This is a genomic window from Agilicoccus flavus (genome assembly GCF_014857905.1).
Taxonomy (GTDB): Bacteria; Actinomycetota; Actinomycetes; order Actinomycetales; family Dermatophilaceae; genus Agilicoccus; species Agilicoccus flavus.
Window position 1 is genome coordinate 137,581 of the sequence record NZ_JACYXE010000009.1, and the last position, 20,622, is coordinate 158,202.

At 75.1% G+C, this 20,622-nt stretch carries 24 protein-coding genes; 3 read left to right on the top strand and 21 right to left on the bottom strand.

Going from position 1 to position 20,622, the window contains the following annotated elements:
- Position 1: 1 nt before the first annotated feature.
- The 8 genes from cysS to ICW24_RS14095 form a co-directional block, all read right to left on the bottom strand.
- Positions 2-1,468 carry a cysteine--tRNA ligase gene (gene cysS / locus ICW24_RS14060; protein ID WP_226346347.1) on the bottom strand — a complete coding sequence of 489 codons (1,467 nt, stop codon included), beginning with the start codon at positions 1,466-1,468 and terminating at the stop codon, positions 2-4.
- 96 nt (positions 1,469-1,564) lie between these two features.
- On the bottom strand, positions 1,565-2,170 hold the full coding sequence (locus ICW24_RS14065; protein WP_226346348.1) for a hypothetical protein: 606 nt from the start codon (positions 2,168-2,170) through the stop codon (positions 1,565-1,567).
- Positions 2,167-2,655 carry a hypothetical protein gene (locus ICW24_RS14070; RefSeq protein WP_226346349.1) on the bottom strand — a complete coding sequence of 163 codons (489 nt, stop codon included), beginning with the start codon at positions 2,653-2,655 and terminating at the stop codon, positions 2,167-2,169. Before ICW24_RS14070 ends, ICW24_RS14065 begins: the two co-directional genes overlap by 4 nt.
- Before the next feature lie 402 nt (positions 2,656-3,057).
- Positions 3,058-3,717, bottom strand: coding sequence for an MBL fold metallo-hydrolase (locus ICW24_RS14075; RefSeq protein ID WP_226346350.1), 660 nt, complete (start codon positions 3,715-3,717; stop codon positions 3,058-3,060).
- Positions 3,714-4,796, bottom strand: coding sequence for an S-(hydroxymethyl)mycothiol dehydrogenase (locus ICW24_RS14080; RefSeq protein WP_226346351.1), 1,083 nt, complete (start codon positions 4,794-4,796; stop codon positions 3,714-3,716). Before ICW24_RS14080 ends, ICW24_RS14075 begins: the two co-directional genes overlap by 4 nt.
- 123 nt (positions 4,797-4,919) lie before the next feature.
- Positions 4,920-5,417, bottom strand: a complete 498-nt coding sequence (gene ispF / locus ICW24_RS14085) for a 2-C-methyl-D-erythritol 2,4-cyclodiphosphate synthase (protein WP_226346352.1) — start codon at positions 5,415-5,417, stop codon at positions 4,920-4,922.
- Complete coding sequence (gene ispD / locus ICW24_RS14090; RefSeq protein ID WP_226346457.1) at positions 5,414-6,124, bottom strand: 2-C-methyl-D-erythritol 4-phosphate cytidylyltransferase; 711 nt, start codon at positions 6,122-6,124, stop codon at positions 5,414-5,416. The genes ispF and ispD overlap by 4 nt, the downstream gene beginning before the upstream one ends.
- Positions 6,121-6,603 (bottom strand): CarD family transcriptional regulator, encoded by a 483-nt coding sequence (locus ICW24_RS14095; RefSeq protein ID WP_226346353.1) that lies wholly within the window; start codon positions 6,601-6,603, stop codon positions 6,121-6,123. The genes ispD and ICW24_RS14095 overlap by 4 nt, the downstream gene beginning before the upstream one ends.
- A 421-nt stretch (positions 6,604-7,024) precedes the next feature.
- Between ICW24_RS14095 and ICW24_RS14100 the strand changes: the two genes are divergently transcribed.
- Positions 7,025-7,687 (top strand): hypothetical protein, encoded by a 663-nt coding sequence (locus ICW24_RS14100; RefSeq protein ID WP_226346354.1) that lies wholly within the window; start codon positions 7,025-7,027, stop codon positions 7,685-7,687.
- A gap of 215 nt (positions 7,688-7,902) precedes the next feature.
- Here the strand turns inward: ICW24_RS14100 and ICW24_RS14105 are convergent, their stop codons facing one another.
- Positions 7,903-8,583 carry a winged helix-turn-helix domain-containing protein gene (locus ICW24_RS14105; protein WP_226346355.1) on the bottom strand — a complete coding sequence of 227 codons (681 nt, stop codon included), beginning with the start codon at positions 8,581-8,583 and terminating at the stop codon, positions 7,903-7,905.
- Complete coding sequence (locus ICW24_RS14110; protein ID WP_226346356.1) at positions 8,580-9,839, bottom strand: sensor histidine kinase; 1,260 nt, start codon at positions 9,837-9,839, stop codon at positions 8,580-8,582. The genes ICW24_RS14105 and ICW24_RS14110 overlap by 4 nt, the downstream gene beginning before the upstream one ends.
- A gap of 220 nt (positions 9,840-10,059) precedes the next feature.
- Here ICW24_RS14110 and phoU point away from each other — a divergent pair, with 220 nt between their 5' ends.
- Positions 10,060-10,728: a phosphate signaling complex protein PhoU gene (gene phoU / locus ICW24_RS14115; RefSeq protein ID WP_226346357.1), complete on the top strand. Its 669-nt coding sequence runs from the start codon at positions 10,060-10,062 to the stop codon at positions 10,726-10,728.
- Positions 10,729-10,842: 114 nt separating this feature from the next.
- Here phoU and ICW24_RS14120 read toward each other — a convergent pair whose 3' ends face one another.
- The 3 genes from ICW24_RS14120 to mshA are packed head-to-tail and all read right to left on the bottom strand — an operon-like array spanning position 10,843 to position 13,462.
- A complete protein-coding gene (locus tag ICW24_RS14120) occupies positions 10,843-11,586 on the bottom strand; it encodes a phosphoglyceromutase (protein WP_226346358.1) in 744 nt (247 codons plus the stop codon).
- A complete protein-coding gene (locus ICW24_RS14125) occupies positions 11,583-12,131 on the bottom strand; it encodes a type III secretion system chaperone family protein (protein WP_226346359.1) in 549 nt (182 codons plus the stop codon). Before ICW24_RS14125 ends, ICW24_RS14120 begins: the two co-directional genes overlap by 4 nt.
- On the bottom strand, positions 12,128-13,462 hold the full coding sequence (gene mshA / locus ICW24_RS14130; RefSeq protein ID WP_226346360.1) for a D-inositol-3-phosphate glycosyltransferase: 1,335 nt from the start codon (positions 13,460-13,462) through the stop codon (positions 12,128-12,130). Before mshA ends, ICW24_RS14125 begins: the two co-directional genes overlap by 4 nt.
- Positions 13,463-13,593: 131 nt before the next feature.
- On the opposite strand from mshA, the gene ICW24_RS14135 reads away from it, so the two are divergent.
- Entirely contained in the window at positions 13,594-14,376 is a 783-nt protein-coding gene (locus tag ICW24_RS14135; RefSeq protein ID WP_372360764.1) for a class I SAM-dependent methyltransferase, read from the top strand.
- A 13-nt stretch (positions 14,377-14,389) separates the two neighbouring features.
- Here the strand turns inward: ICW24_RS14135 and ICW24_RS14140 are convergent, their stop codons facing one another.
- From ICW24_RS14140 to ICW24_RS14175, 8 genes are all read right to left on the bottom strand, one after another.
- The gene (locus tag ICW24_RS14140) at positions 14,390-15,220 is read right to left on the bottom strand and encodes an alpha/beta fold hydrolase (RefSeq protein ID WP_226346362.1); all 831 of its coding nucleotides are present in this window, start codon (positions 15,218-15,220) and stop codon (positions 14,390-14,392) included.
- Positions 15,217-15,552 carry a DUF2516 family protein gene (locus tag ICW24_RS14145; protein ID WP_226346363.1) on the bottom strand — a complete coding sequence of 112 codons (336 nt, stop codon included), beginning with the start codon at positions 15,550-15,552 and terminating at the stop codon, positions 15,217-15,219. The genes ICW24_RS14140 and ICW24_RS14145 overlap by 4 nt, the downstream gene beginning before the upstream one ends.
- A 188-nt stretch (positions 15,553-15,740) precedes the next feature.
- Complete coding sequence (locus tag ICW24_RS14150) at positions 15,741-17,066, bottom strand: hypothetical protein (protein ID WP_226346364.1); 1,326 nt, start codon at positions 17,064-17,066, stop codon at positions 15,741-15,743.
- A 34-nt stretch (positions 17,067-17,100) separates the two neighbouring features.
- Positions 17,101-17,583 (bottom strand): helix-turn-helix domain-containing protein, encoded by a 483-nt coding sequence (locus tag ICW24_RS14155; protein ID WP_226346365.1) that lies wholly within the window; start codon positions 17,581-17,583, stop codon positions 17,101-17,103.
- Between the two features lie 123 nt (positions 17,584-17,706).
- Positions 17,707-18,741: a CAF17-like 4Fe-4S cluster assembly/insertion protein YgfZ gene (gene ygfZ, locus ICW24_RS14160; protein WP_226346366.1), complete on the bottom strand. Its 1,035-nt coding sequence runs from the start codon at positions 18,739-18,741 to the stop codon at positions 17,707-17,709.
- 78 nt (positions 18,742-18,819) lie between these two features.
- Positions 18,820-19,323: a heme-binding beta-barrel domain-containing protein gene (locus ICW24_RS14165; RefSeq protein WP_226346367.1), complete on the bottom strand. Its 504-nt coding sequence runs from the start codon at positions 19,321-19,323 to the stop codon at positions 18,820-18,822.
- A gap of 49 nt (positions 19,324-19,372) precedes the next feature.
- Positions 19,373-20,116, bottom strand: coding sequence for a hypothetical protein (locus ICW24_RS14170; RefSeq protein WP_226346368.1), 744 nt, complete (start codon positions 20,114-20,116; stop codon positions 19,373-19,375).
- Positions 20,117-20,341: 225 nt separating this feature from the next.
- Positions 20,342-20,605, bottom strand: a complete 264-nt coding sequence (locus tag ICW24_RS14175; protein ID WP_226346369.1) for a MoaD/ThiS family protein — start codon at positions 20,603-20,605, stop codon at positions 20,342-20,344.
- Positions 20,606-20,622 lie beyond the last annotated feature (17 nt).

The window sequence follows — 20,622 nt, forward strand, 5'->3', positions numbered from 1 at the left end:
ATCACCGGCCTTCCTGCTGGGTGTCGGGAGTCCGGGCCAGGCTCCACCTGGCCCCGGACGGGGTGTCCTCCACGGCGATGCCGGCCGCGACGAGCTGGTCGCGGATGGCGTCGGCGGAGGCGAAGTCACGTTCGCGGCGGGCCTGGGCGCGGGCGGCCAGGCGGTCCGCGACGAGGGCGTCGAGGGCGGCGTGGGCGTCCGAGCCGCCGCGCTCGCCCTCGCCCCAGACCGGGTCCTCGGGGTCGATGCCGAGCACGCGGGTCATCGCCCGGACCGCGGTCGCGGCGGCAGCGGCCGCCTCGGGGTCGCCGTCGTCTAGGGCGGAGTTGCCGGCGCGCACGGTGTCGTGGACGACGGCGAGCGCCCCGGAGACGTTGAGGTCGTCGTCCATCGCCTCACGGAACGCGGCAGGGAACGGGTCGGCGGACACGTCGGCGGCCGCGCCTCCCGTGCCGGGCGCGTCGGCCAGGTCACCGGCGCGCCTCAGGAAGCCCTCGATGCGCTCGACGGCGCTCGTGGCCTCCTCGAGCGAGGTGGGCTGGTACTCGATCGTCGAGCGGTAGTGGGAGGCCCCGAGGTAGTAGCGCAGCGCGAGCGGGCGGGTCGTGCGCGTCACCTCGGCCACCGTCATGCCGTTCCCGAGCGACTTGCTCATCTTCTCGCCGGCGGCGGTCAGCCACGCGTTGTGCATCCAGTAGCGCGCGAAACCGAGCCCGGCGGCGTGGGACTGCGCCTGCTCGTTCTCGTGGTGCGGGAAGCGCAGGTCGACGGCGCCGCCGTGGATGTCGAACGTGTCGCCCAGGTACTTGCGCGCCATCGCCGAGCACTCGAGGTGCCACCCGGGCCGCCCGCGGCCGTACGGGGTGGGCCAGCTCGCCGTCTCGGGGTCGCCCTCCTTGTGCCCCTTCCACAGCGCAAAGTCGCGCGGGTCGCGCTTGCCGCGCGGGTCGGCGTCGGCGGCGGCCTCCATGTCGTCGATCGACTGGTTCGTCAGCGAGCCGTACTCGGGGAACGACCGCACGTCGAAGTAGACGGCGCCGCTCCCGTCCTGCGCCGCGTAGGCGTGCCCGCGCTCGACGAGGGCGTCCATGAGCTCGACCATCTCGGTGACGTGACCCGTCGCGCGCGGCTCGTACGTCGGAGCCGCGACCCCGAGGGTCTCGAGGGCGTGCGCCGTCTCGAGCTCGTGACGGTAGCTCCAGGCCCACCACGGAGCGCCGGCGTCGGCCGCCTTGCGCAGGATCTTGTCGTCGATGTCGGTGACGTTGCGGACGAGGGTCACCTCGTAACCGTGACCCAGCTCGAGCCACCGCCGCAGGATGTCGAACGCGACGGCGAACCGCATGTGACCGATGTGCGGGGTCCCCTGGGTGGTGAGCCCGCAGATGTACATGCCGACCCGGCCCTCGGACAGGGGGTGGAACTCCCGCAGCTCGCGGGCGGCCGTGTCGAACAGATGCAGACTCACGAACTGGAGCCTACCGGGCGCCGACCCCGCCCCCGACGGGTGCGCAGGTCACGCGCAGGCGTGTGCGGACTCTTCTGTCGCGCTCAGCCTGCAGGGTCACCACTCCGAGGCGTCGGGGTCGATCTCCCCGCGGGCGGCGGCAAGGAGCGCCGGGACCGTCTGCAGCTCGCCCCAGACGAGGCCCTCGGGCCGCGTCTGGATCGCGACCCGCGTGGCGTCGTGGGGGCGGACGACGAGCTGGCCCGCCTCGGCGGCGTCGATGTGGTCGAGCAGACGCAGGTCGGCGGCGTCGGTCTCGACGGTCCAGCGGCGCCACGGCGCCGCCCAGGCTCGGCGCAGCCATTCCGGCGCGTCGGCCGGGGCCGGGGTCGCCGGGTCGTTCAGGCGCGCCTCGAGCACGGCGCGGTCGACGAGGGTCTCGTCGCCGTCGAGGATCGGCGAGGGCCGCAGGCCGGCGAACCGGCCGAGGACGAGCGGCAGGGCGTCGGCGGGCTCGGTCCGGGGACCGTCCGGGCCCTCGACGAGGACCGCGCCGGCGGTGACCGCGACGCGGGTCCGGACGACGCCGGCGGCACTGCGCTCGACGAGCGTGAGGACCTGCGGGTCAGCGGCGGGGCCGCCTGTGACGCCGGCGATGCCCTCGGCAGTGGTCTCGGTGGTGGCGTTCGGGTCGGCGGTGGCCCGCCCGGTGACGGCGCTCACGCCCCGGCCCCGGTCTCGACCGCGAGGCGCCCGACGATCGAGGCGACCTGCTCCTCGATGTGGAGCAGGTCGACGAGCCGGCAGTCGACCTCGACCTGGATGCGCAGGCCCTCGTGCGTGAAGAGGTAGACGTCGTGGGCCAGCGTCTCGGGACCCTCGACGTGCGCGGTCTGCACATAGCGACCCTCGCCGAAACGCACGTGGGGCCAGATGTCGCACCCGGCGACGAGACGGTCGGGGCGCTCGGTGACGAGACGGCCGATCAACGCCTGGGTCGCGGCGTCGAGACCGGCGGCGTCGCGGGAGACGCTGAGGCGCAGCTCCGGGCGGGGACCGTCGCCGCGGCGGGGACCGAGCAGGACGGCGACCCGGTCGATCTGCGCGGTCCACCCCTGCGGCAGATCACCGAGGACGACGAGGCCCGGTTCGGTGGACGGGTGCGGCAGCCGCGCGACCGAGGTCGCCGCGGAGACGTGCTGTGACATGGATGTTCCTCCCCCTTCGAACGGCTCATACGCGACCACGCGGGCGCCGACCCCCCAGCCGGTGATGCCTCGCGTTCGCCCGTGCGGGCGAGGTCGTCGATATGCGCGGCCGCGGTCGGCCGCTCGCGTCCGTGTGGCCCCTCTCCCCCGCGTCGATCCGCATGGATCGGGGGCGATCGTGGCACCGCCGGACGGATCCATCATGCCCGAGCGCCGTGGGACTCGTCCACCCGTCCTGAACGAGCGTTCCGGTTCTCGCGGCGCTCGACCGCGCCCACGACACTGCGGCCGGAGCCGGCCGAACACGCGAACGGGGACTCCCGACAAGCACTTTCGCGTCGGGAGCCGCCGATCGACCGAATCGGATCACGATCAGGTCACGATCTGATCACGGTTAGGGTCTCAGTGGCCGCGGTCGATCCACTCCTGTCGGTCCGGCGCCTCGGCGCCGATCGTCGTCGCGTCGCCGTGGCCGGTGAGGACGAGGGTCTCGCTCGGCAGGGTGAGCAGCCGGCCGCTGATGGACTCGACGATCGTCGGGAAGTCGCTGAACGACCGCCCGGTCGCCCCGGGGCCGCCCTGGAACAGGGTGTCGCCGCTGAAGACGGCCGACAGCGCCGGGGCGTGGAAGCAGCACGCCCCGGGGGCGTGGCCCGGCGTGTGCAGGACCCGCAGCCGCAGATCGCCCACCTCGATCACCTGGCCGTCGGACAGCTCGCCCTCGGGCGGGGAGTCGTAGACCCGGGCGTACAGCTCGGCGTCGTCGGGGTGGAGAAGGCGCGGGGCGCCGGTGACGTCGTGCAGCTCGCCGGCGACGTCGATGTGGTCGTCGTGGGCGTGGGTGAGCAGGATCGCGCGCACCACGCGACCGTCGACCGCGTCGAGGATGGCGCGGGCGTCGTGCGCGGCGTCGACGACGACGCACTCGTCGTCGTCGCCCACGACGTAGACGTTGTTGTCGACCTCCCACGTCCCCCCGTCGAGGCTGAACGTGCCCGACGTGACGACCTGGTCGACGCGGATGCCCTCCACCTGGGCCGGGGTCGTGACACGGGTGCTCACAGGACCACCACCGAGCGCAGGATCTTGCCGCCGTGCATCTTCTCCAGGGCCGCCTCGACGTCCTCGATACCGATGCGCTCGGTGACGAACGCGTCGAGGTCGAGCCGCCCCTGCCGGTAGAGGTCGACGAGCATCGGGAAGTCGCGCTCCGGCAGGCAGTCGCCGTACCAGCTCGACTTCAGCGCGCCTCCGCGCCCGAAGACGTCGAGCAGGGGCAGCTCGATCGTCATCTCCGGCGTCGGCACGCCGACGAGGACCACCCGGCCGGCGAGGTCGCGCGCGTAGAACGCCTGGCGGTAGGTCTCGGGACGGCCCACGGCCTCGATGACGACGTCCGCGCCGTTCCCTCCCGTGAGGTCACGGATCGCCTCGACCGGGTCCGTCTGGGCCGAGTTGACCGTGTGGGTCGCCCCGAACCGCTTCGCGTTGCCGAGCTTCTCGTCGTCGATGTCGACGGCGATGATCGTCGTCGCGCCCGCCACCGACGCACCGGCGATGGCGGCGCAGCCCACGCCGCCGCACCCGATGACGGCGACCGACTCGCCGCGGCGGATCGCGCCCGTGTTGGCGGCGGCGCCGAAGCCCGCCATGATCCCGCAGCCGAGGAGGCCGACGGCGGCGGGGTCGGCCTGCTCGACCTTCGTGCACTGCCCCGCCGCGACGAGGGTCTTCTCGGCGAAGGCGCCGATGCCGAGCGCCGGTGACAGTTCCGTCCCGTCGGTCAGCGTCATCTTCTGCGTGGCGTTGTGCGTCGCGAAGCAGTACTGCGGCTCGCCCTTCTTGCAGGCCCGGCAGCGGCCGCACACGGCCCGCCAGTTGAGGACGACGAAGTCGCCGACCGCGACCTCCCGCACGCCCTCGCCGACGGCGCTGACGACGCCCGCGGCCTCGTGGCCGAGGAGGAAGGGGAACTCGTCGTTGATCCCACCTTCGCGGTAGTGCAGGTCGGTGTGGCAGACGCCGCACGCCTGGATGTCGACGACCGCCTCCCCCGGACCCGGATCGGGCACGACGATGTCGACGAGCTCGACGGGAGCTCCCTTCGACCGTGCGATGACGCCTTTGACGGTGCTGCTCATGTGGATTCCTCCGCCGTGTTCCTGTGGACCTGCGACGACCGCCACATTTCCTCATGTCGGGCCGTCACGACAAGTGAACGCACCGGCGAGGTCGGGCCGACCTGCGGCGCGCGGCGGGTCGGGTCACCCGCGCGGGACGAGCAGGGCGGTGGCGACGGCGGCCACGCCCTCGCCCCGGCCGGTGAGGCCGAGGCCGTCGGTGGTCGTGCCGGACACGCGGACGGGCGCCCCGCACGCCTCCGACAACGCGCGCTGGGCCTCGTCGCGCCGGGTGCCGATCTTGGGGACGTTGCCGATGACCTGCACGGCGACGTTCCCCACGTCGAAACCGGCGGCCCGCACGAGCCGGGCCGCCTCGGCCAGCAGGGCGGCCCCCGACGCGCCCGCCCACTCGGGTCGGCTCGTGCCGAAGTGGGCGCCGAGGTCACCGATGCCGGCCGCCGAGAAGAGCGCGTCGCAGGCGGCGTGGGCCGCGACGTCGGCGTCGGAGTGGCCCTCGAGCCCCTGCAGTCCCTCCCACCGCAGGCCGGCCACCCACAGCGGGCGGGGCCGGTCCGGAGGCGCGAACGCATGGACGTCGGTGCCGATCCCGACGAGGGGCAGCCCCGGCGGCGCGGTCACGGGCGTCCCCCCTGCCCCGCCGGCGTTCGCGCCGCAAGGCCGGCGGACACGAGCGCCTCGGCGCGGCGCAGGTCGTCGGGGCCGGTGATCTTGAAGGCTAGGTCGCTGCCCTCGACGACCACCACCGTCTCGCCCATGGCCTCGACGAGGGCGGCGTCGTCGGTGGCGAGCCCGCCGCCGGCGTGGGCAGCGGCGATGACGTCGGGACGGAACCCCTGCGGGGTCTGGACGGCGCGCAGGCTGCCCCGGTCGGGCGTGGCGACGACGCGCCCGGCGGCGTCCACCGCCTTGATGGTGTCGGTGACGAGCAGACCGGGCACGACGCCGGCGGCCCCCGCCCGGACGGCGGCGACGACCCGCTCGAAGTGCGCGGGCGGCGCGAGGCAGCGGGCGCAGTCGTGGATGAGCACGACGTCGTGCCCGGGAGGCAGGACGGACAGACCGAGGGCCACCGAGTGGCTCCGCTCGGGCCCACCCGGGACGACGACCGCGGCCTGCGCCTCGAGCGGACTCAACAGCTCACGGGCCTGGTCGAGGTGGGTGGGGGGCGCGACCACGACGACCGTGCCGACCTCCGGGACGCCGAACGCCTGGTCGAGCGCCCACCGCAGGAGTGGACGCCCGGCCAGGCGGACGAAGGCCTTGGGTTCACCGGCCCCCAGTCGCAGGCCGGCACCGGCCGCGACGACGAGGACGGCGACGCTCAGGAGGCCAGCACCTCGTCGAGGAGCGTCTCGGCACGCATCTCGTCGGTGTTCTCGGCGAGCGCGAGCTCGGAGACGAGGATCTTGCGCGCCTTGCCCAGCATCCGCTTCTCGCCGGCTGAGAGGCCGCGGTCCTTCTCGCGGCGCCAGAGGTCGCGGACGACCTCGGCCACCTTGATGACGTCGCCCGACGCCAGCTTCTCGAGATTGGCCTTGAACCGGCGCGACCAGTTGGTCGGCTCCTCGGCGTGCGGGGAGCGCAGCACCTCGAAGACGCGATCCAGGCCGTCCTGACCGACGACGTCGCGGACACCCACGAGGTCGCAGTTGTCGGCCGGAACCTGGATGGTGAGGTCACCCTCGGCGACCTTGAGGACGAGGATCATCTTCTCTTCGCCCTTGATGGTGCGGGTGTTGATCTGTTCGATGAGTGCTGCCCCGTGATGCGGGTAAACGACCGTATCGCCGACCTTGAAGACCATGTGTGATAGACCCCTTTCGCGGCTTCCAGGTTAACACGCCCCGCGTGCTCCACGGAACTGCGACGTCGATATCTGCGCTGGTCAGGGCCTCGGCGTCGCGAAATGACCCGCGGGTAGGGGTTGACACCTGGACAGTCGTGCGGGTATCGCGCGACATAGTGCCGCCCCCCGGGGCGCCCACCACGGGTCGCCCACCGCTTCCGACCGGGGACGACGCGACGGCCCGTCGGTGGCCCCTCGCAGGTCCGCCGCGGCCCCTGCACACGTCCTCCGTCGGCCCGTCGCGGGCCTCTCCGGGACACGCCGGTGAGCGCCCCCCGGCGGCGGGTGGCCCGCCCCCCCGGCCGCTGCGACGACGCGGGGCTCACGAAGCGCGGGCCGCTCCGCGACGCAGCCGGCCCCGGGCCGGTATCCTGACCGCGTGATGCGACGACACGCCGGCAGCGACCCGACCCCCACCGCCTCCCGCCGCGGGAGCCGCGGTGCGCGCACGGCCAAGGTGGCCGCCCTCGCGGCGGCCGCGACGCTGACCCTCGGGGCGTGCCAGTGGACGTCGACGATCCAGACCGACCGCCAGTACGTCCCCGCCGACGGCTGGGAGGCGAACGTGGGCCCGCTCGAGCTCCGGAACGTGCTCGTCGTCGCCGAGAAGCAGGGCGGACCCGGCAACGTCGTCGGTTACGCGGTCAACTCCTCCGATCAGCCGGTCGACGTGAGCGTCGCGGGCGCGCAGGGCGGCGCCAAGATCGTCGTCCCGGCCCGGGGCTCGGCGCAGCTCACGCAGGCGAACGGCCCCGCCACCACCCTGGCGAAGGTCGACGCGGCTCCGGGCGCGTACACGAACGTCCGCATCGAGACGAGCGTCGGCGGGACCGACATCCAGGCTCCGGTGCTGCCGGCCACCGAGTACTACAAGACACTGGCCCCCACCGGCGGCGCCGCCCAGCCCACCGGCTCGGCGCCCCCCGCCGCCACGGGCACCCAGGAGCCGGCACCCACGACCACGGCGACGCCCGCCCCGACCGCCACGCAGCCGGAGACCACGCAGACGGCTCCGGCCACCCCGACGTCCACCGCAGGCTGAGCCGACACTCGTCGACGGCCCACGGCCCCGCAGGCCGGGCGGCCCCGCTCCGAGGGTCGGGCCCACGGGTCGACGCCGGCGGCACCCTGCATCGCGTTCAGGCCTGGATCGCGTTCAGGCGCTCTCTCGCGCTCCGGCGGCGGCACAGAACGGCGGCGACTTCCGCGAGGCCGGCGGGGTCGGCACCCATGTCGTCGCCTCCTGGAAGGGCGTGGTCAGGTCTCGAACTTGTAGCCGAGCCCGCGCACGGTGACGATGTGGCGAGGGTGCGACGGGTCGGGCTCGATCTTGGCCCGCAGGCGCTTGACGTGCACGTCGAGGGTCTTCGTGTCGCCCACGTAGTCGCTGCCCCAGACCCGGTCGATGAGCTGAAGGCGGGTCAGGACGCGCCCCGAGTTGCGCAGCAGCATCTCGAGCAGCTCGAACTCCTTGAGCGGCAGCGACACCGTCGCCCCGTCGATCGTCACCACGTGCCGCTCGACGTCCATGCGGACCGGTCCCGCCTCGACGACGTTCGACATGAGCGCCTCGGGTTCGGCCTGCCGGCGGAGCACGGCCTTGATGCGGGCGAGGAGTTCGCGGGTCGAGTACGGCTTGGTCACGTAGTCGTCGGCGCCGATCTCGAGCCCGACGACCTTGTCGATCTCCCCGTCCTTGGCGGTGAGCATGATGACGGGCACCATCGACGTCTGTCGGATCGTGCGGCAGACGTCGACCCCCGACAGGCCGGGGAGCATGAGGTCCAGCAGCACGAGGTCGGCTCCGGATCGCTCGAACTCGGTGAGCGCGTCGGGGCCCGTCTCGGCGACGGCGACGTCGTACCCCTCCTTGCGCAGCAGGTACGACAGCGGGTCGGAGAACGATTCCTCGTCCTCGACGACCAGGATCCGGGTCATCGTGCGTCCTTTCGGTCGAGCATGGGTTCGGGTGTCGGCCGGGCGTCCTCCCCGGCCAGGGGGATCCGGATCGTGAAGGTCGACCCGTGCCCGGGCGAGCTCCACAGCGTCACCTCGCCCCCGTGGTTGGTGCAGATGTGTTTGACGATGGCGAGGCCGAGGCCGGTTCCTCCCGTGGCCCGCGAGCGGGCCGCGTCGACGCGGTAGAACCGCTCGAAGACCCGGGCCTGGTCGGCGCGGCTGATCCCGGTGCCCTGGTCGGCGACCGCGATCTCGACGGTCTGGCCGACCGGCCGGACCGAGACGGCGACGCGGGTGTCGTTCGGGGAGTAGTTGACCGCGTTGGACAGCAGGTTGGACACGGCGGTCCGGAGCAGGGCGGGATCGCCGTAGACGCACGGATCGCCCTCGACGGCGAGGGCGACGGTGATGTCGCGGCCCTCGGCGAGGGCGCTCGTCATCTCCAGGGCGTCCTGCGCCACGTCGCGGACGCGGACGAGCTCGGGCTCGGTGACGGATTCCGACGCCTGCAGCCGCGACAGGTCGACGATCTCCTTGACAAGCTTGGTGAGCCGGTTGCTCTCGATGACGATGCGCCGGGCGAACCGGTCGACGGCCTCGGGGTCGTCCTTCGCGTCGAGGACGGCCTCGGCGAGGAGGGCGATCCCGCCGACCGGGGTCTTGAGCTCGTGGCTGACGTTGGCGACGAAGTCGCGCCGGACGTGTTCGACCTGCCGCGCCCGCGTCCGGTCCTCGACGAGCAGGAGCACGTCGCCGTCGAAGAGGCGCGCCGCGCGCGCCGCGACGCTGAGCCGGCCCTCACCCACCGGACCCCGGGCGAGGTCGAGTTCCGCCTCGTGGATCGCCTCGTCGCGCCGCGCGGCCCGCGCGAGCTCCCGCAGCTGGGCGTGGACCAGTTCCCGCCCGCGGACGAGCCCCTGCCGCCGGGCCCCCGGGCTGGCGTGGACGACCGCGTCGCTCGGGTCGAGCACGACTCCCGCGGAGGCGAGCAGCGGCAGCAGCGACTCGATGCCGAGGTCGGCCGACGCGGCCCCCGACGGTGCAGCCCCGTTCACGGAGCCGCCGCCGATCCGGTGGCCTCCGCGCGAGACGGGCGACCCGGCCGGCTCGGCCGACGCGGGCGAACCCAGGTGGCCCGGGCGGCCCCGCCGGGCGGCCGCCCACGAAGCCGCGAGGAACCCGACGAGGGCGCCGGCCACCAGCGACGCGAGCAGGAGCGGCACCGACACAGTCACTCCCGAAGGCTACGACGGCCCGGTGGTGCGGACGTCCACGCGGCGGCCGGGCGGGCCCGCGTCGGGAAGTGTTCACCTGGGAGGCCATCCGCGTTCACGGACGCCTGACACGGTCGACTCGGTCCGCGGCTCGCGGACCACCTGTGACGCCTGCCCGGCCCGCCTCGGCGCCGGGCGGCGCCCACCCAGCGCTCGACCGAGCTCGACCGAGAAGGACACCATGCGCGACGCGTTCCACGAGGACCTCGACAACATCTCCGACCGCCTCGTCGAGATGACGCGGCTCGCGGGGTCAGCGATGTCGCGGGCGACCACCTCGCTGCTCGACGCCGACCTCGAGCTCGCCGAGAGCGTCATCGACGCCGACCACCAGATCGACGCCATCCGCAACGACATCGACAACCTCGCGGTCGAGCTGATCGCCCGCCAGCAGCCGGTCGCGACCGACCTGCGGATCGTCGTCACGGCACTGCACATGGCCTCGAGCCTGGAGCGCATGGGCGACCTCGCCGAGCACGTCGCGAAGGTCACGCGGCTGCGCTTCCCCGACTCCGCGGTGCCCGCCGAGGCCCGCGGCATCATCACCGACATGGGCCAGGTCGCCGTGCGCCTCATCTCGCAGGCCGGGTCGATCATCGCGGCCAAGGACGTGGACGCGGCTAAGTCCCTCGAGGCCGACGACGACTTCATGGACCGGCTCCACCGCAGCGTCTTCACGATGCTCGCCGCCGACTCCTGGGCGCACCCGACCCAGACGTCGGTGGACCTCACCCTGCTCAGTCGCTACTTCGAGCGCTTCGGGGACCACGCGGTCTCCGTGGCCCGCCAGGTCGTCTACCTCGTGACCGGCGAGTGGGAGCACCGCATCCTCGCCGAGGAGCAGGCCTGACCGACGCTCGACACGTGAGCGGCCCCCGCTCGCGGCGGTCGCACGACACGAGGCGGGACCCGTCGGGTCCCGGCCTCGTGTTCGTCGTGACGTGCCTGAGCTGCTCGGACCGCCTCAGCGGCCCTGTCCCGCGACCGCGGCGATCGCGTCCTTGGCCGCCTCGGGGTCGAGGTACTCGCCGCCGGGGACGGTCGGCGACATGTCCTCGTCGAGGCGGTAGACGAGCGGGATGCCGGTCGGGATGTTGAGCCCGGCGATGTCCTCGTCCGAGATCCCGTCGAGGTGCTTGACGAGCGCGCGCAGGCTGTTCCCGTGGGCGGCCACGCAGACGACCTTGCCGGCGCGCAGGTCGGGGACGATCGAGCTCTCCCAGTAGGGGAGCATGCGGGTGACGACGTCCTTCAGGCACTCGGTGTCGGGCGCCGTGCCGTCGATGTCGGCGTACCGCGGGTCGCCCGCCTGGCTCCACTCGTCGTCGGCGGGCAGGGGCGGCGGCGGGACGTCGTAGGAGCGACGCCATTGCATGAACTGCTCCTCGCCGTACTCGTCGCGGATCTCCTTCTTGTTCTTGCCCTGGAGCGCGCCGTAGTGCCGTTCGTTGAGCCGCCACGACCGGGTCACGGGGATCCACAGGCGGTCGGCGGCGTCGAGCGCGAGGTTCGCGGTGGTGATGGCCCGGCGCAGGAGCGAGGTGTGCAGCACGTCGGGCAGCACGCCGGCGTCGGCGAGCAGCTTGCCGCCGCGCGCGGCCTCCTCGCGACCCTTGTCGGACAGGCCCACGTCGACCCAGCCGGTGAACAGGTTCTTGGCGTTCCACTCGCTCTCGCCGTGGCGGAGGAGCACGAGGGTGTAGGTCATGCCTCCACCCTAGGAGGACCCCCCTCGCCCTGCGAATCGCCCTGTTCCTCCATGAGGTGGGCGAATGCCTCGAGGTTGCGCCGGGACTCCCCGCGCGAAGTCCGCCAGGCCCACTCCCGCCGGATCGAGGTGAGGAAACCGAGGGCCAGCAGGTCGTTGAAGCACGAGTCGGCGGCGTCGAGCACGACTCCGAGAAGGCGGTCGAGCGGGTCGTCGTCGAGCGCGGCGATCGGCAGGCGGCCCACGACGTAGACGTCTCCGGCGGCGTCGATCGCGTACGCGAGCCCCGGCGTCCGCAGGTTGCGGCGCAGGAGGAAACGGTAGACCTCGGCGTGGTTCTCGTCGGGGTTGCGGACGACGAACGCCGACGCGGACACGTCCCGCTCCCCCACGACGAGCGACAGCACGGTGCGCAGCTTCTTCTCCCCGGGGAGGACGAGCACGACCTCGCCGCCGCGGCTGCCGCGCTCCGCGTCGAGCTCGGCCGAGCGCGCGAACGCCAGCAGGCGCTCGACGACCTCCTCGCGGTCGGGCCCGGCGCTCATCGCGGACGCTCCGGCGACGGGCCGGATCCGGATCGGCCCCGGCCGGCGCCGGATGCGGGGTGTGCGCGGTTCTCCATGGCCTCACGGTAGACGTCGACGAGCCGCCCCGCCGTCCGCGACCACCCGAACTCGAGGGCGTGGGCGCGGGCGGCCCGGCCGAGCCGCGCGCGGCGTCCGGGGTCGGCGAGCAGGGCGAGCAGGGCGTCGGCCCAGTCCCCCGGGTCGTGGCCGTCGACGAGCACCCCGCCGCCGACCGCGGTCCGCAGGCCGCCGACGTCGGCCGCGACCACGGGCGTGCCGCACGCCTGCGCCTCGATCGCGACGAGACCGAACGACTCGTTGTGCGAGGGGACGGCGACGAGGTCCGCGGCGCGGTACCAGCGGGCGAGGCGGGGCTGCGGCACGGGGTCGACGAACCGGACGACCTCGGTCAGCCCGAGGTCGGCCGCGAGGTCCGCGAGCCGACCGGGCGTGGCGGTCTCCTCTCCGCTGGGCCCGCCGAGGACGACGACCCGCAACCGGCGCGCGACGTCGGGATGCGTGGCCGCGGCCCGCTCCCGGGCCACCGCGATCGCGCGGAGCAGCACGTCCGGCCCCTTGAGCAGCTGGATGCGGCCGACGAAGAGGACGACAAGGTCGTCGGCCGCCAGCCCCACCTCGGCGCGGGTGCGGGCGCGTTCGTCGCCGCCGTCGGCCCCCGGCGGCTCGAACGCGTCGAGGTCGACGCCGGGCGGCACGACCCGGACCCGCTCGGGACGGGCGCCGTAGAGGCGCACCAAGTCGCCGGCCTCGAGCTCGGTGTTGGCCACGAGGGCGTCGGCGACGGCGACGATCTGCGCCTCGCCCCGCTCGCGGGCCGGCGGCTCGGCCCGGTCGCCGCCGGCGAGGCCGCGGTTCTTGACCCGGGCCATCGTGTGCATGGTGTGCACGAAGGGCAGGCCCCACCGCCGGGACGCGATCATCGCGACCCGCCCCGAGAGCCAGTAGTGGGAGTGGACGACGTCGTAGAAGCCCTCGGGGCGGGCGGCCATCGCCCGCGCGAGACCGGCCGCGAAGGAGCAGATCTCGGCCGGGAGGTCGTCCTTGACGAGCCCCTCGAACGGCCCGGAGGCGACGTGGTGCACGCGGACGCCCGGAGCGAGACCGACGACGACAGGATCGGTGGCGGCTCGGGCGCGGGTGAAGACGTCGACCTCGACCCCGAGCCTCGCGAGTCGGTCGGCGCTCTGGCGCACGTAGACGTTGAGCCCGCCCGCATCGCCCGAACCGGGGGTGTCGAGCGGCGAGGTGTGCAGCGAGATCATCGCGACGCGTCGCGGGTCGGTGCCCATCCGCTCCTCCGTCCTGGCGGCTTCGTGCCCGCCCGCGCCATCTTCGCCCACGCGCGTGGGCGTCTCGCGACCAGGCCCGTCCGGGCGCCGCCCGGCCGCGCGCATCGCCCGCCTACCCTGCTGGGGTGGCGGTGACACGACCGGTGGGGACCGTGACGCGGGGGACGACCAATCCCAACCGCCTCCGCAAGGTGGACCGGTGGCTCGCCGGGCCCCAGGCCTTCCGGTTGCGCGGGGGCGCGCGCCCGCCGGTCGTCGTCGACCTCGGCTACGGTGCGTCGCCCGTCACCGCGGTCGAGCTGCACCGCCGCCTGCGCCGGGTGGCCGGCGACGTCGAGGTCGTCGGACTCGAGATCGACCCGGAGCGGGTGCGGGTGGCCCGGCCCCACGAGCGAGAGGGGCTGCGGTTCGCCGTCGGCGGGTTCGAGGTCCCGCTGCCGGGCGGTGCTCACGCCCGCGTCGTCCGGGCCTTCAACGTCCTGCGCCAGTACGACGAGGCGGAGGTCGCCGGTGCCTGGGAGCGGCTCGCGGCTCGGCTCGACCCCGAGGGGATCGCCGTCGACGGCACGTGCGACGAGCTCGGCCGCCGCGCGACGTGGGTGTGCCTCGACCGTCGCGGCCCGGTCACCCTCACCCTCGCGATGAGCCTGCGGCACCTCGAGACCCCGTCCGACCTCGCGGAACGCCTGCCCAAGGCGCTCATCCACCACAACGTGCCCGGGGAGGCGATCCATGCCTTCCTCGCCGACCTCGACGGCGCGTGGGCCCGGGCCGCGCCGGCGGCGTCGTTCGGCCGTCGCCAGCGCTTCCTCTCCGCCGTCGCCGACGCGACGGCGCGCTGGCCGATCGCGCGCGAACCGCGGCGGTGGCGTCAGGGCGAGCTGACCGTCGCCTGGTCGGCCGTCGCCCCGTGATCCGGCGGGCGGTTCACGCCCGCAACGCGTCGGTGACGAGGTGCCGGAGGCGGTCGCGGTGGGCCCACACGAGCCCGCCCGGGGGCAGGATCTCGAGCCGGGCGTCCGGCAGCGCGTCCGCGAGGTCGGCCGCGACGGACGCCGGGTGGACGTCGTCGCCCTCGGCGCCGACGACGAGGCACCGGGCGCTGACCCGGGCCAGTGCCCGATGGGCCGGGTGCGGCAGCGGTGCCCGCCCGGGCATCGCCCGCAGCGCCGGCGCGAGGCCGGCGGCGGTCATCGCCTCGGCCCGGCGGCGGGCCCAGGCCCGGACGTCGTCGCGGGCGGGGTCGGCCCCGAGATCGGCCTGCTCGTCGACGAGCAGAGCGGCGAGGTCGTCGACCCTGCCGGCGTCGACGAGGTCGGCCATGGCGGCGAACCGGGCGACCCCGGCGCCCTGCCGGGGCCGGGCGAGGGCGGCCGGGAGCAGCAGGACGGCGGCCTCGAACGCGTCGGGCCGCCGCGCGAGCAGGGCGAGGATGGCTCCCGTCCCCAGGCTGACCCCGATCGCGCGCGTCGCATCGACGCGGTCGGCGACCCCCTCGAGGTCGTCGGCGAGCCCTTCGTACGTCCAGGGGTCGGCGGCGTGCTCGGCATCGCCGGTCGCCGCCGCTGCCCCCGTCGCGTCCACGGGCGCGGTCGCGCGGAAACCCCCGTGGCCGCGGAAGTGCAGGAACGTGCGCCGCCCCCGCAGCCCCGAGGCGAACGGGCGGGTGGTCTCGATGGACTCGCCCAGCCCGTGGGCGACGACGGTGCTCGGCCGGCCCGAGCCGACGGTCCGGTACTCGACGGGGCCCGAGATCACCAGGAGCCGTACGGCCCCGACCCCGAGGCGCCGCGGCGGCCCCGGCGACGCGGCGAGATGGCGCGCAGCGCGGGTCGCACGTCGGCGAGGTACACGCCGGCCGCGACGACCCCGAGCACCCCGAAGCCCATGACGTAGCCGACGGTGACGACACCGACCGCGGTCGCGACGGCCAGGATGCCCACCCACCCGGCCTTCGTCAGCTTGCCCGCCGCCGGGTACGCCTCCTTGGGGTAGCGCAGCGCGTCGACCAGGGCGTACATCTCGAGGGCGAGGGCCGCGACCCCGAGCGCGAGGAGCAGCACCCGCTGCAGGTCGCCAAAGATCTCCATGCGCTCCAGGGTACGGGGGCGAGCTGGGAGCCCGCCGCGTCCGCTCGCTCCGGCGACCCGGCGAGGCGCCAGAGCGGGCCCGGGACCGCGCCGTCGGCCGGTCGGCGAGGCGCCGGGCCACCCGGCCCGAGCGCCTCGTCGTCACGAGCGGACGGGTCCGCTCGGTCGGGTCCGGTCGGGCGGCCGGGTCAGGCCTCGGGGTCGAGGGGGCTGTCCGCGGGCGAGGGGATCGGGCGGTCCGCGGCGGCCGAGGTGGGCCGGGTCCGGCGGCGGGGGGCCGGGCGCGTCGCCGGGGGCGTGCCGTCCGCCGCGCTCGACGGCGCCGGCGTCGTCGTGGGCACCGCAGACGTCGAGGGCGCCGCGGGCGTCGTCGGCACCGCCCGGGCCGGGCCCGCGTCCCCCGCGCCCTCGGAGACAGCGGCGTTCGTCGTCGCCGCGGCCGTGGTGGTCGGGCGGCGGCGTCGGCGCGGAGTCGTCGTCGGCGCGCCGACGGCGGAGGGGCCGGCGCCCCCGGCGGACCCGGCACCGAGGCCCGAGGCGGGCGCGGCGGCCGGAGTGGTCGTCGGGGTCGCGGCCGCCGTCGCGGTCGGCGCCGGGGCCGGGGTGGCGGCGGGGGCCGGAGTGCTCGACGGCGTGACCGAGCCGACGTCGGGGGTCACGGACACGAGGTCGGGCTGCTCGCCCGGCGTGGCCGAGGCTGTGGCCCGGCGGCGTCGACGCACCGGGGTGGCCGCCGCGGCGTCACCCGCGGGGCTCGCGACCTCGGGGACGTCGCGGGTGGGCCTCCGCCGGGTGCTCGGACGGCCCGCGAGGCGCGGCGTGGCCGCGGCCGACTCGATGCCCCCGCCGGCGGGCGAGGGCGCGCCGCTCGGGTCGGGCTCGACGACGGCGGGACGGATGGGGGCGGGCGCCGCCGTGCGGGCCGCCGCGCTCGTGCGGCGGCGGCGCGGCGGGGTGTGCGGGGCCTGGGGCTCCGTGACACCCACGCGGCCGCGGCGGGGGCGGGAACCGTGCTCGACGGCGTCGACGACCTCGCCGGCCTCACGCCGGCCGGTCGCGGCGGCGGTGGACGCGGTCGTGGCGACGCCCTCGCGGGTGCGGTCGAAGACGGTGCGGGCGCGGCGGCGGGTCGCGTCGACGCGCCGGCCGGCCGTGCGCACGGCCTCGGCTGCGCGCTCCTGCCCCGCCTCGGCGCCCTGCTCGCCCTCCGCGCGGGCGCGGCCGGCGAGGCGGCGACCGCGGCCGGCCAGGTCCTCGTACGCCGTCTGGGTCAGGGTCACGCGGTTGACGGCCTGCTCGATGGCGAAGCCGGGGACGCGGCGGGCGCCGCGGACGAGCAGCTCGACGTCGTGGGTGACCCCACGGCGCTCGGGCTCGCCCTCGACCTCCGTGCCACGCGGCCGGTCTGCGCCCAGCTCGCGGAGCTTGGCGGCGGCGAGGTCGGTGGCCCCGACCACGGCGAACAGGGGCGTGAGACCGATGAGGTCGTCGCGGAACTTCTTGGCGAGCGTCATGGGTGGTGTCCTCGGGTCGACGTCGGATGGACGGTCAGGCGGTGGTCGACCCCGCCGGCGGCGCCGGGTGGGGGGCCGGATCGATGACGGGGTCGTGCGTGTCGACCGACCGAAGGTGGGGGCGGGCGTCGGGTTCGGGCCCGTCGAAGCCGACCGGGTCGTCGGCCGCGACGAACGAGTCGAAGAGGTCGAGCAGGATCCGCCGCTGACGCGCCGTGAGCCGGCGTTCGAGCACGAGGGCGGCTCGCGCGTCGACGCTCTGGGCCTGGGTGCTGTCGTCGAGCAGACCCGCGCGCACGTACAGCGTCTCGGCGGAGATCTCGAGGCCCTTGGCCAGCGAGGACAGGATCTCGGCGCTCGGCCGCCGCAGGCCCCGCTCGATCTGGCTGAGGTAGGGGTTGGAGATGCCCGCGGCCCGCGAGAGCTGGCGCACCGAGAGCTGGGCGTTCTCGCGCTGCTCGCGCAGGTACGCGCCGAGGTCGGAGACGCCGGGCAGGTTCGGGGTCAGCTTGGGCACATCGCCAGTGTGCGCGGACGTGCGAGCACATGCAAGCGCACGCTAACCAGGGCTAGCACTGCGGGCGGCCGGCTGCCCGAGGTCGGCTGCCCGAGGTCGGCTGCGCCGCCCGGTCGGCACCGGTCAGGGGGTGACGATCACCGTCTGCGCCGCCGTGACGGTCCCGGCCTCCAAGGTGGCGTCGACGGGCGTGTTCCGCTTGACGACGCCGAGCGCGACGGGCCCGTCCTCGTGGTGGCGCACCACCGTCGTCAGGCGGCCGACGACCCGGCCGCCGAACGACAGCTCGGCGCCGGGGTCGGGCAGGACGTGCCCGGAGCCGTCGAGGTGGAGGAAGACGAGGCGGCGGGGCGGGCGCCCGAGGTTGTGGACCCGCGCGACGGTCTCCTGCCCGCGGTAGCAGCCCTTGTGCAGGTGGACGGCGGTGCGGAGCCAGTCGAGCTCGTGCGGGATCGTGCGGTGGTCGGTCTCGACGAGGAGGCGGGGCCGCCAGGCCTGGACGCGCACGGCCTCCGCGGCCCACGTCCCGGCGAGGGGCCGGTCGCCGACGGTGGCGGCGAGCGCGTCCCGCTCGACGATCATCTCGCGCCAGGGACGGTCGGCGCCCGGGTGGGGGTCGGCGCCGGCGTACGCGGCGGTGTCGCCGAACAGGCCCGGCCAGGGATCGCACCACGTCACCGGCTCGCCCGGCAGCCCCTCGGCGCCGGTGGGTTCGCCGACGACCGCGTAGGCGTCGGAGCGGTCGGCCACCTCGACGCGGAGCATGAACCGCATCTTGTCGAGCCAGGCCACGAGGTCGGGGGCGGTCGTCGGCTCGACCGTGATCCAGGTCGTCTCCCCGTCGTCGACGAGGTGCAGGTCGTGCTCGACGTGCCCCTTCGGTGAGAGGACGAGCGACTCGACCGACGTCCGCGGCGCCAGACCGGTCAGGTGCTGCGTCGTCAGCGAGTGCAGCCAGCTGAGCCGGTCGGGACCCGTGACGGTGACGACGCCCCGGTGGGAGAGGTCGACGACCGCGAGCCCCTCCTCGAGGAGGCGCTGCTCGCGGTGCGGATCGCCGTAATGGGCGGCCACGCCGGCGTCGATCCCCGACGCCGCCACGGCTCCCGGCCGCCTCAGCAGCTCCGACACGTACCCGCCCGTCGGCTCGCTCTCCACGTCACCACCCTACGCACGCCCGCGCGGCCGGCTCGGGCCGGGAGCTGGAGGCGGGAGCCGGGTCGCCGACGCGAGCGGTCAGCCGACGCGCTTGAGCTGGGCGGACATGTGGCTCTGCATGGGGTGGCCCTCGGCGGCCATGTCGAGGACCCACATGAGCTGACCGTCGACGAGGCCGTACATGCGCTCGGCCGCGTCGTAGCGCCGCGCCTCCGGGGAGCGCATGACGCCGTCGGTGGCGAGCTGGACGACGGGCCGATCGGCGTCGCGGCGGCCCACGTACATCTCGAGGATGCCGGTCGGGTGGGCGACGAGCAGCTCGATCTCGCCGCTGTCGAGCACGCGCCAGAAACCCACCTCGCGGGCGAGGGGGCGCACCTTGGCGCCCGACTCGTCGAGCACCCAGGCGCGGCTGCTCACCTCGAGGAAGGGCCCACCGTCGTGGGTGATGTCGAGCTCCTGGCCGAAGTTCTCGGACTCCGTGTCGGGGTAGCCCACGACCCCGGCGCCCTCCCAGGAGCCGATGAGCCAGGCCAGGGGGGCCAGGCGGTGGTCCATGGTCGGGTCGATCTCGAACGGCACGGTCGGCTCCCTCGTCTGCGGTGACGCCGCCCGGCGAAGCGGATGCGGGTCAGCGGGTGATCGCGGCCATCATCTCAGGGCCGAGGGACAGCCAGGCCAGGGCGTAGGCGACGACCCCCACCGAGAGCACCGACGCGAGGCCGCTGGCGATGCGGGCCCGGCGGCGGGCGAGCGTGGGCAGGATCGACTGCGCCTGGCGCACCCCGTGACTCGCACCCCCGGTGAGGACGCCGGCGAACAGCAGCACCCACCAGCCGAGGTCGAGCGAGAGCGCCAGCCCCGCCCCGAGGGCCGCGACGCCCCCGGCCGCGAGCGCGATGAACGCCGACGTGCGATCGGCGAATCCGACCACGCGCGCGACGTCGCCGAGGCAGCCCGCGACGACGGCGGCCATGACCGTCGCGGTCGCGGCGACGCCGTCGGGATCGTCGGGGATGAGCAGGAGACAGGCGATCGAGGTGAGGACGGAGATGCCCGTGATCGATCCCGAGACGGACTCGACGAGGCGCGGGCGTCCGTCGCGGCGGGCGAGCTGGTGGACGAACTCGACGATCATCGCCAGCGCGAGCGCCCCCGGCAGCACCGATTCGCGCAGCTCGCGCGACAGCAGCCCCGACGCGAGGAGGATGACCGAGGCGCCCACGAGGGTCGCGGTCGTGCCGCGGGGGCTGGGCAGCCCGAGGAGCAGCACCCAGCCCGCGGCGAGCCCGAGCATGCCCGCGCCGGCGACGACGAAGAGGGCGGGGGTCCAGGCGGTCGAGAGCGCGAGCGCGACCGCCGCGAGGGCCGCCACCGCCGGCACGATCGGACGGGGGGGCCGCAGCGGCGGGCGGGGGTGGACGGCCGGCGACGTCGCGCTGCGGGGCGACCCCGACGGGCGCCGCGGCCCCGATGGATCCGGCGTCCCCGCGGGACGGCCGGACCCGCGTCGGCCTCGGGCCCCGCTCGGCCCGGACGCGCCGGCGGACCCGGAGGGTTCGGCGGCGTCCGAGGGCGTGGCGGCGTGGGACGGCACGGCTCAGCCGCCCGCGAACGGGGGCAGGACGTCGAGCGTCGAGCCGGCGGGCGCGTCGTGCTCGCGGTCGACGGCAAGACCGTCGAGGAGGAACGTCGAGACCGCGGCGACCGTCTCGAGGCCGGGGTGGGCGTCGCAGGCCCCCGCCAGGACGTCGCCGACTCGACCGGGGGGCCGCGTCTCCTGCTCCACGCCGGCCGCGGCCGCCGCGGCGGCGAAGTACCGCACGGTGAGCGGGATCGGCGTGGCGGGCGGGTCGGCGGTCACGCACGACACCCTCTCAG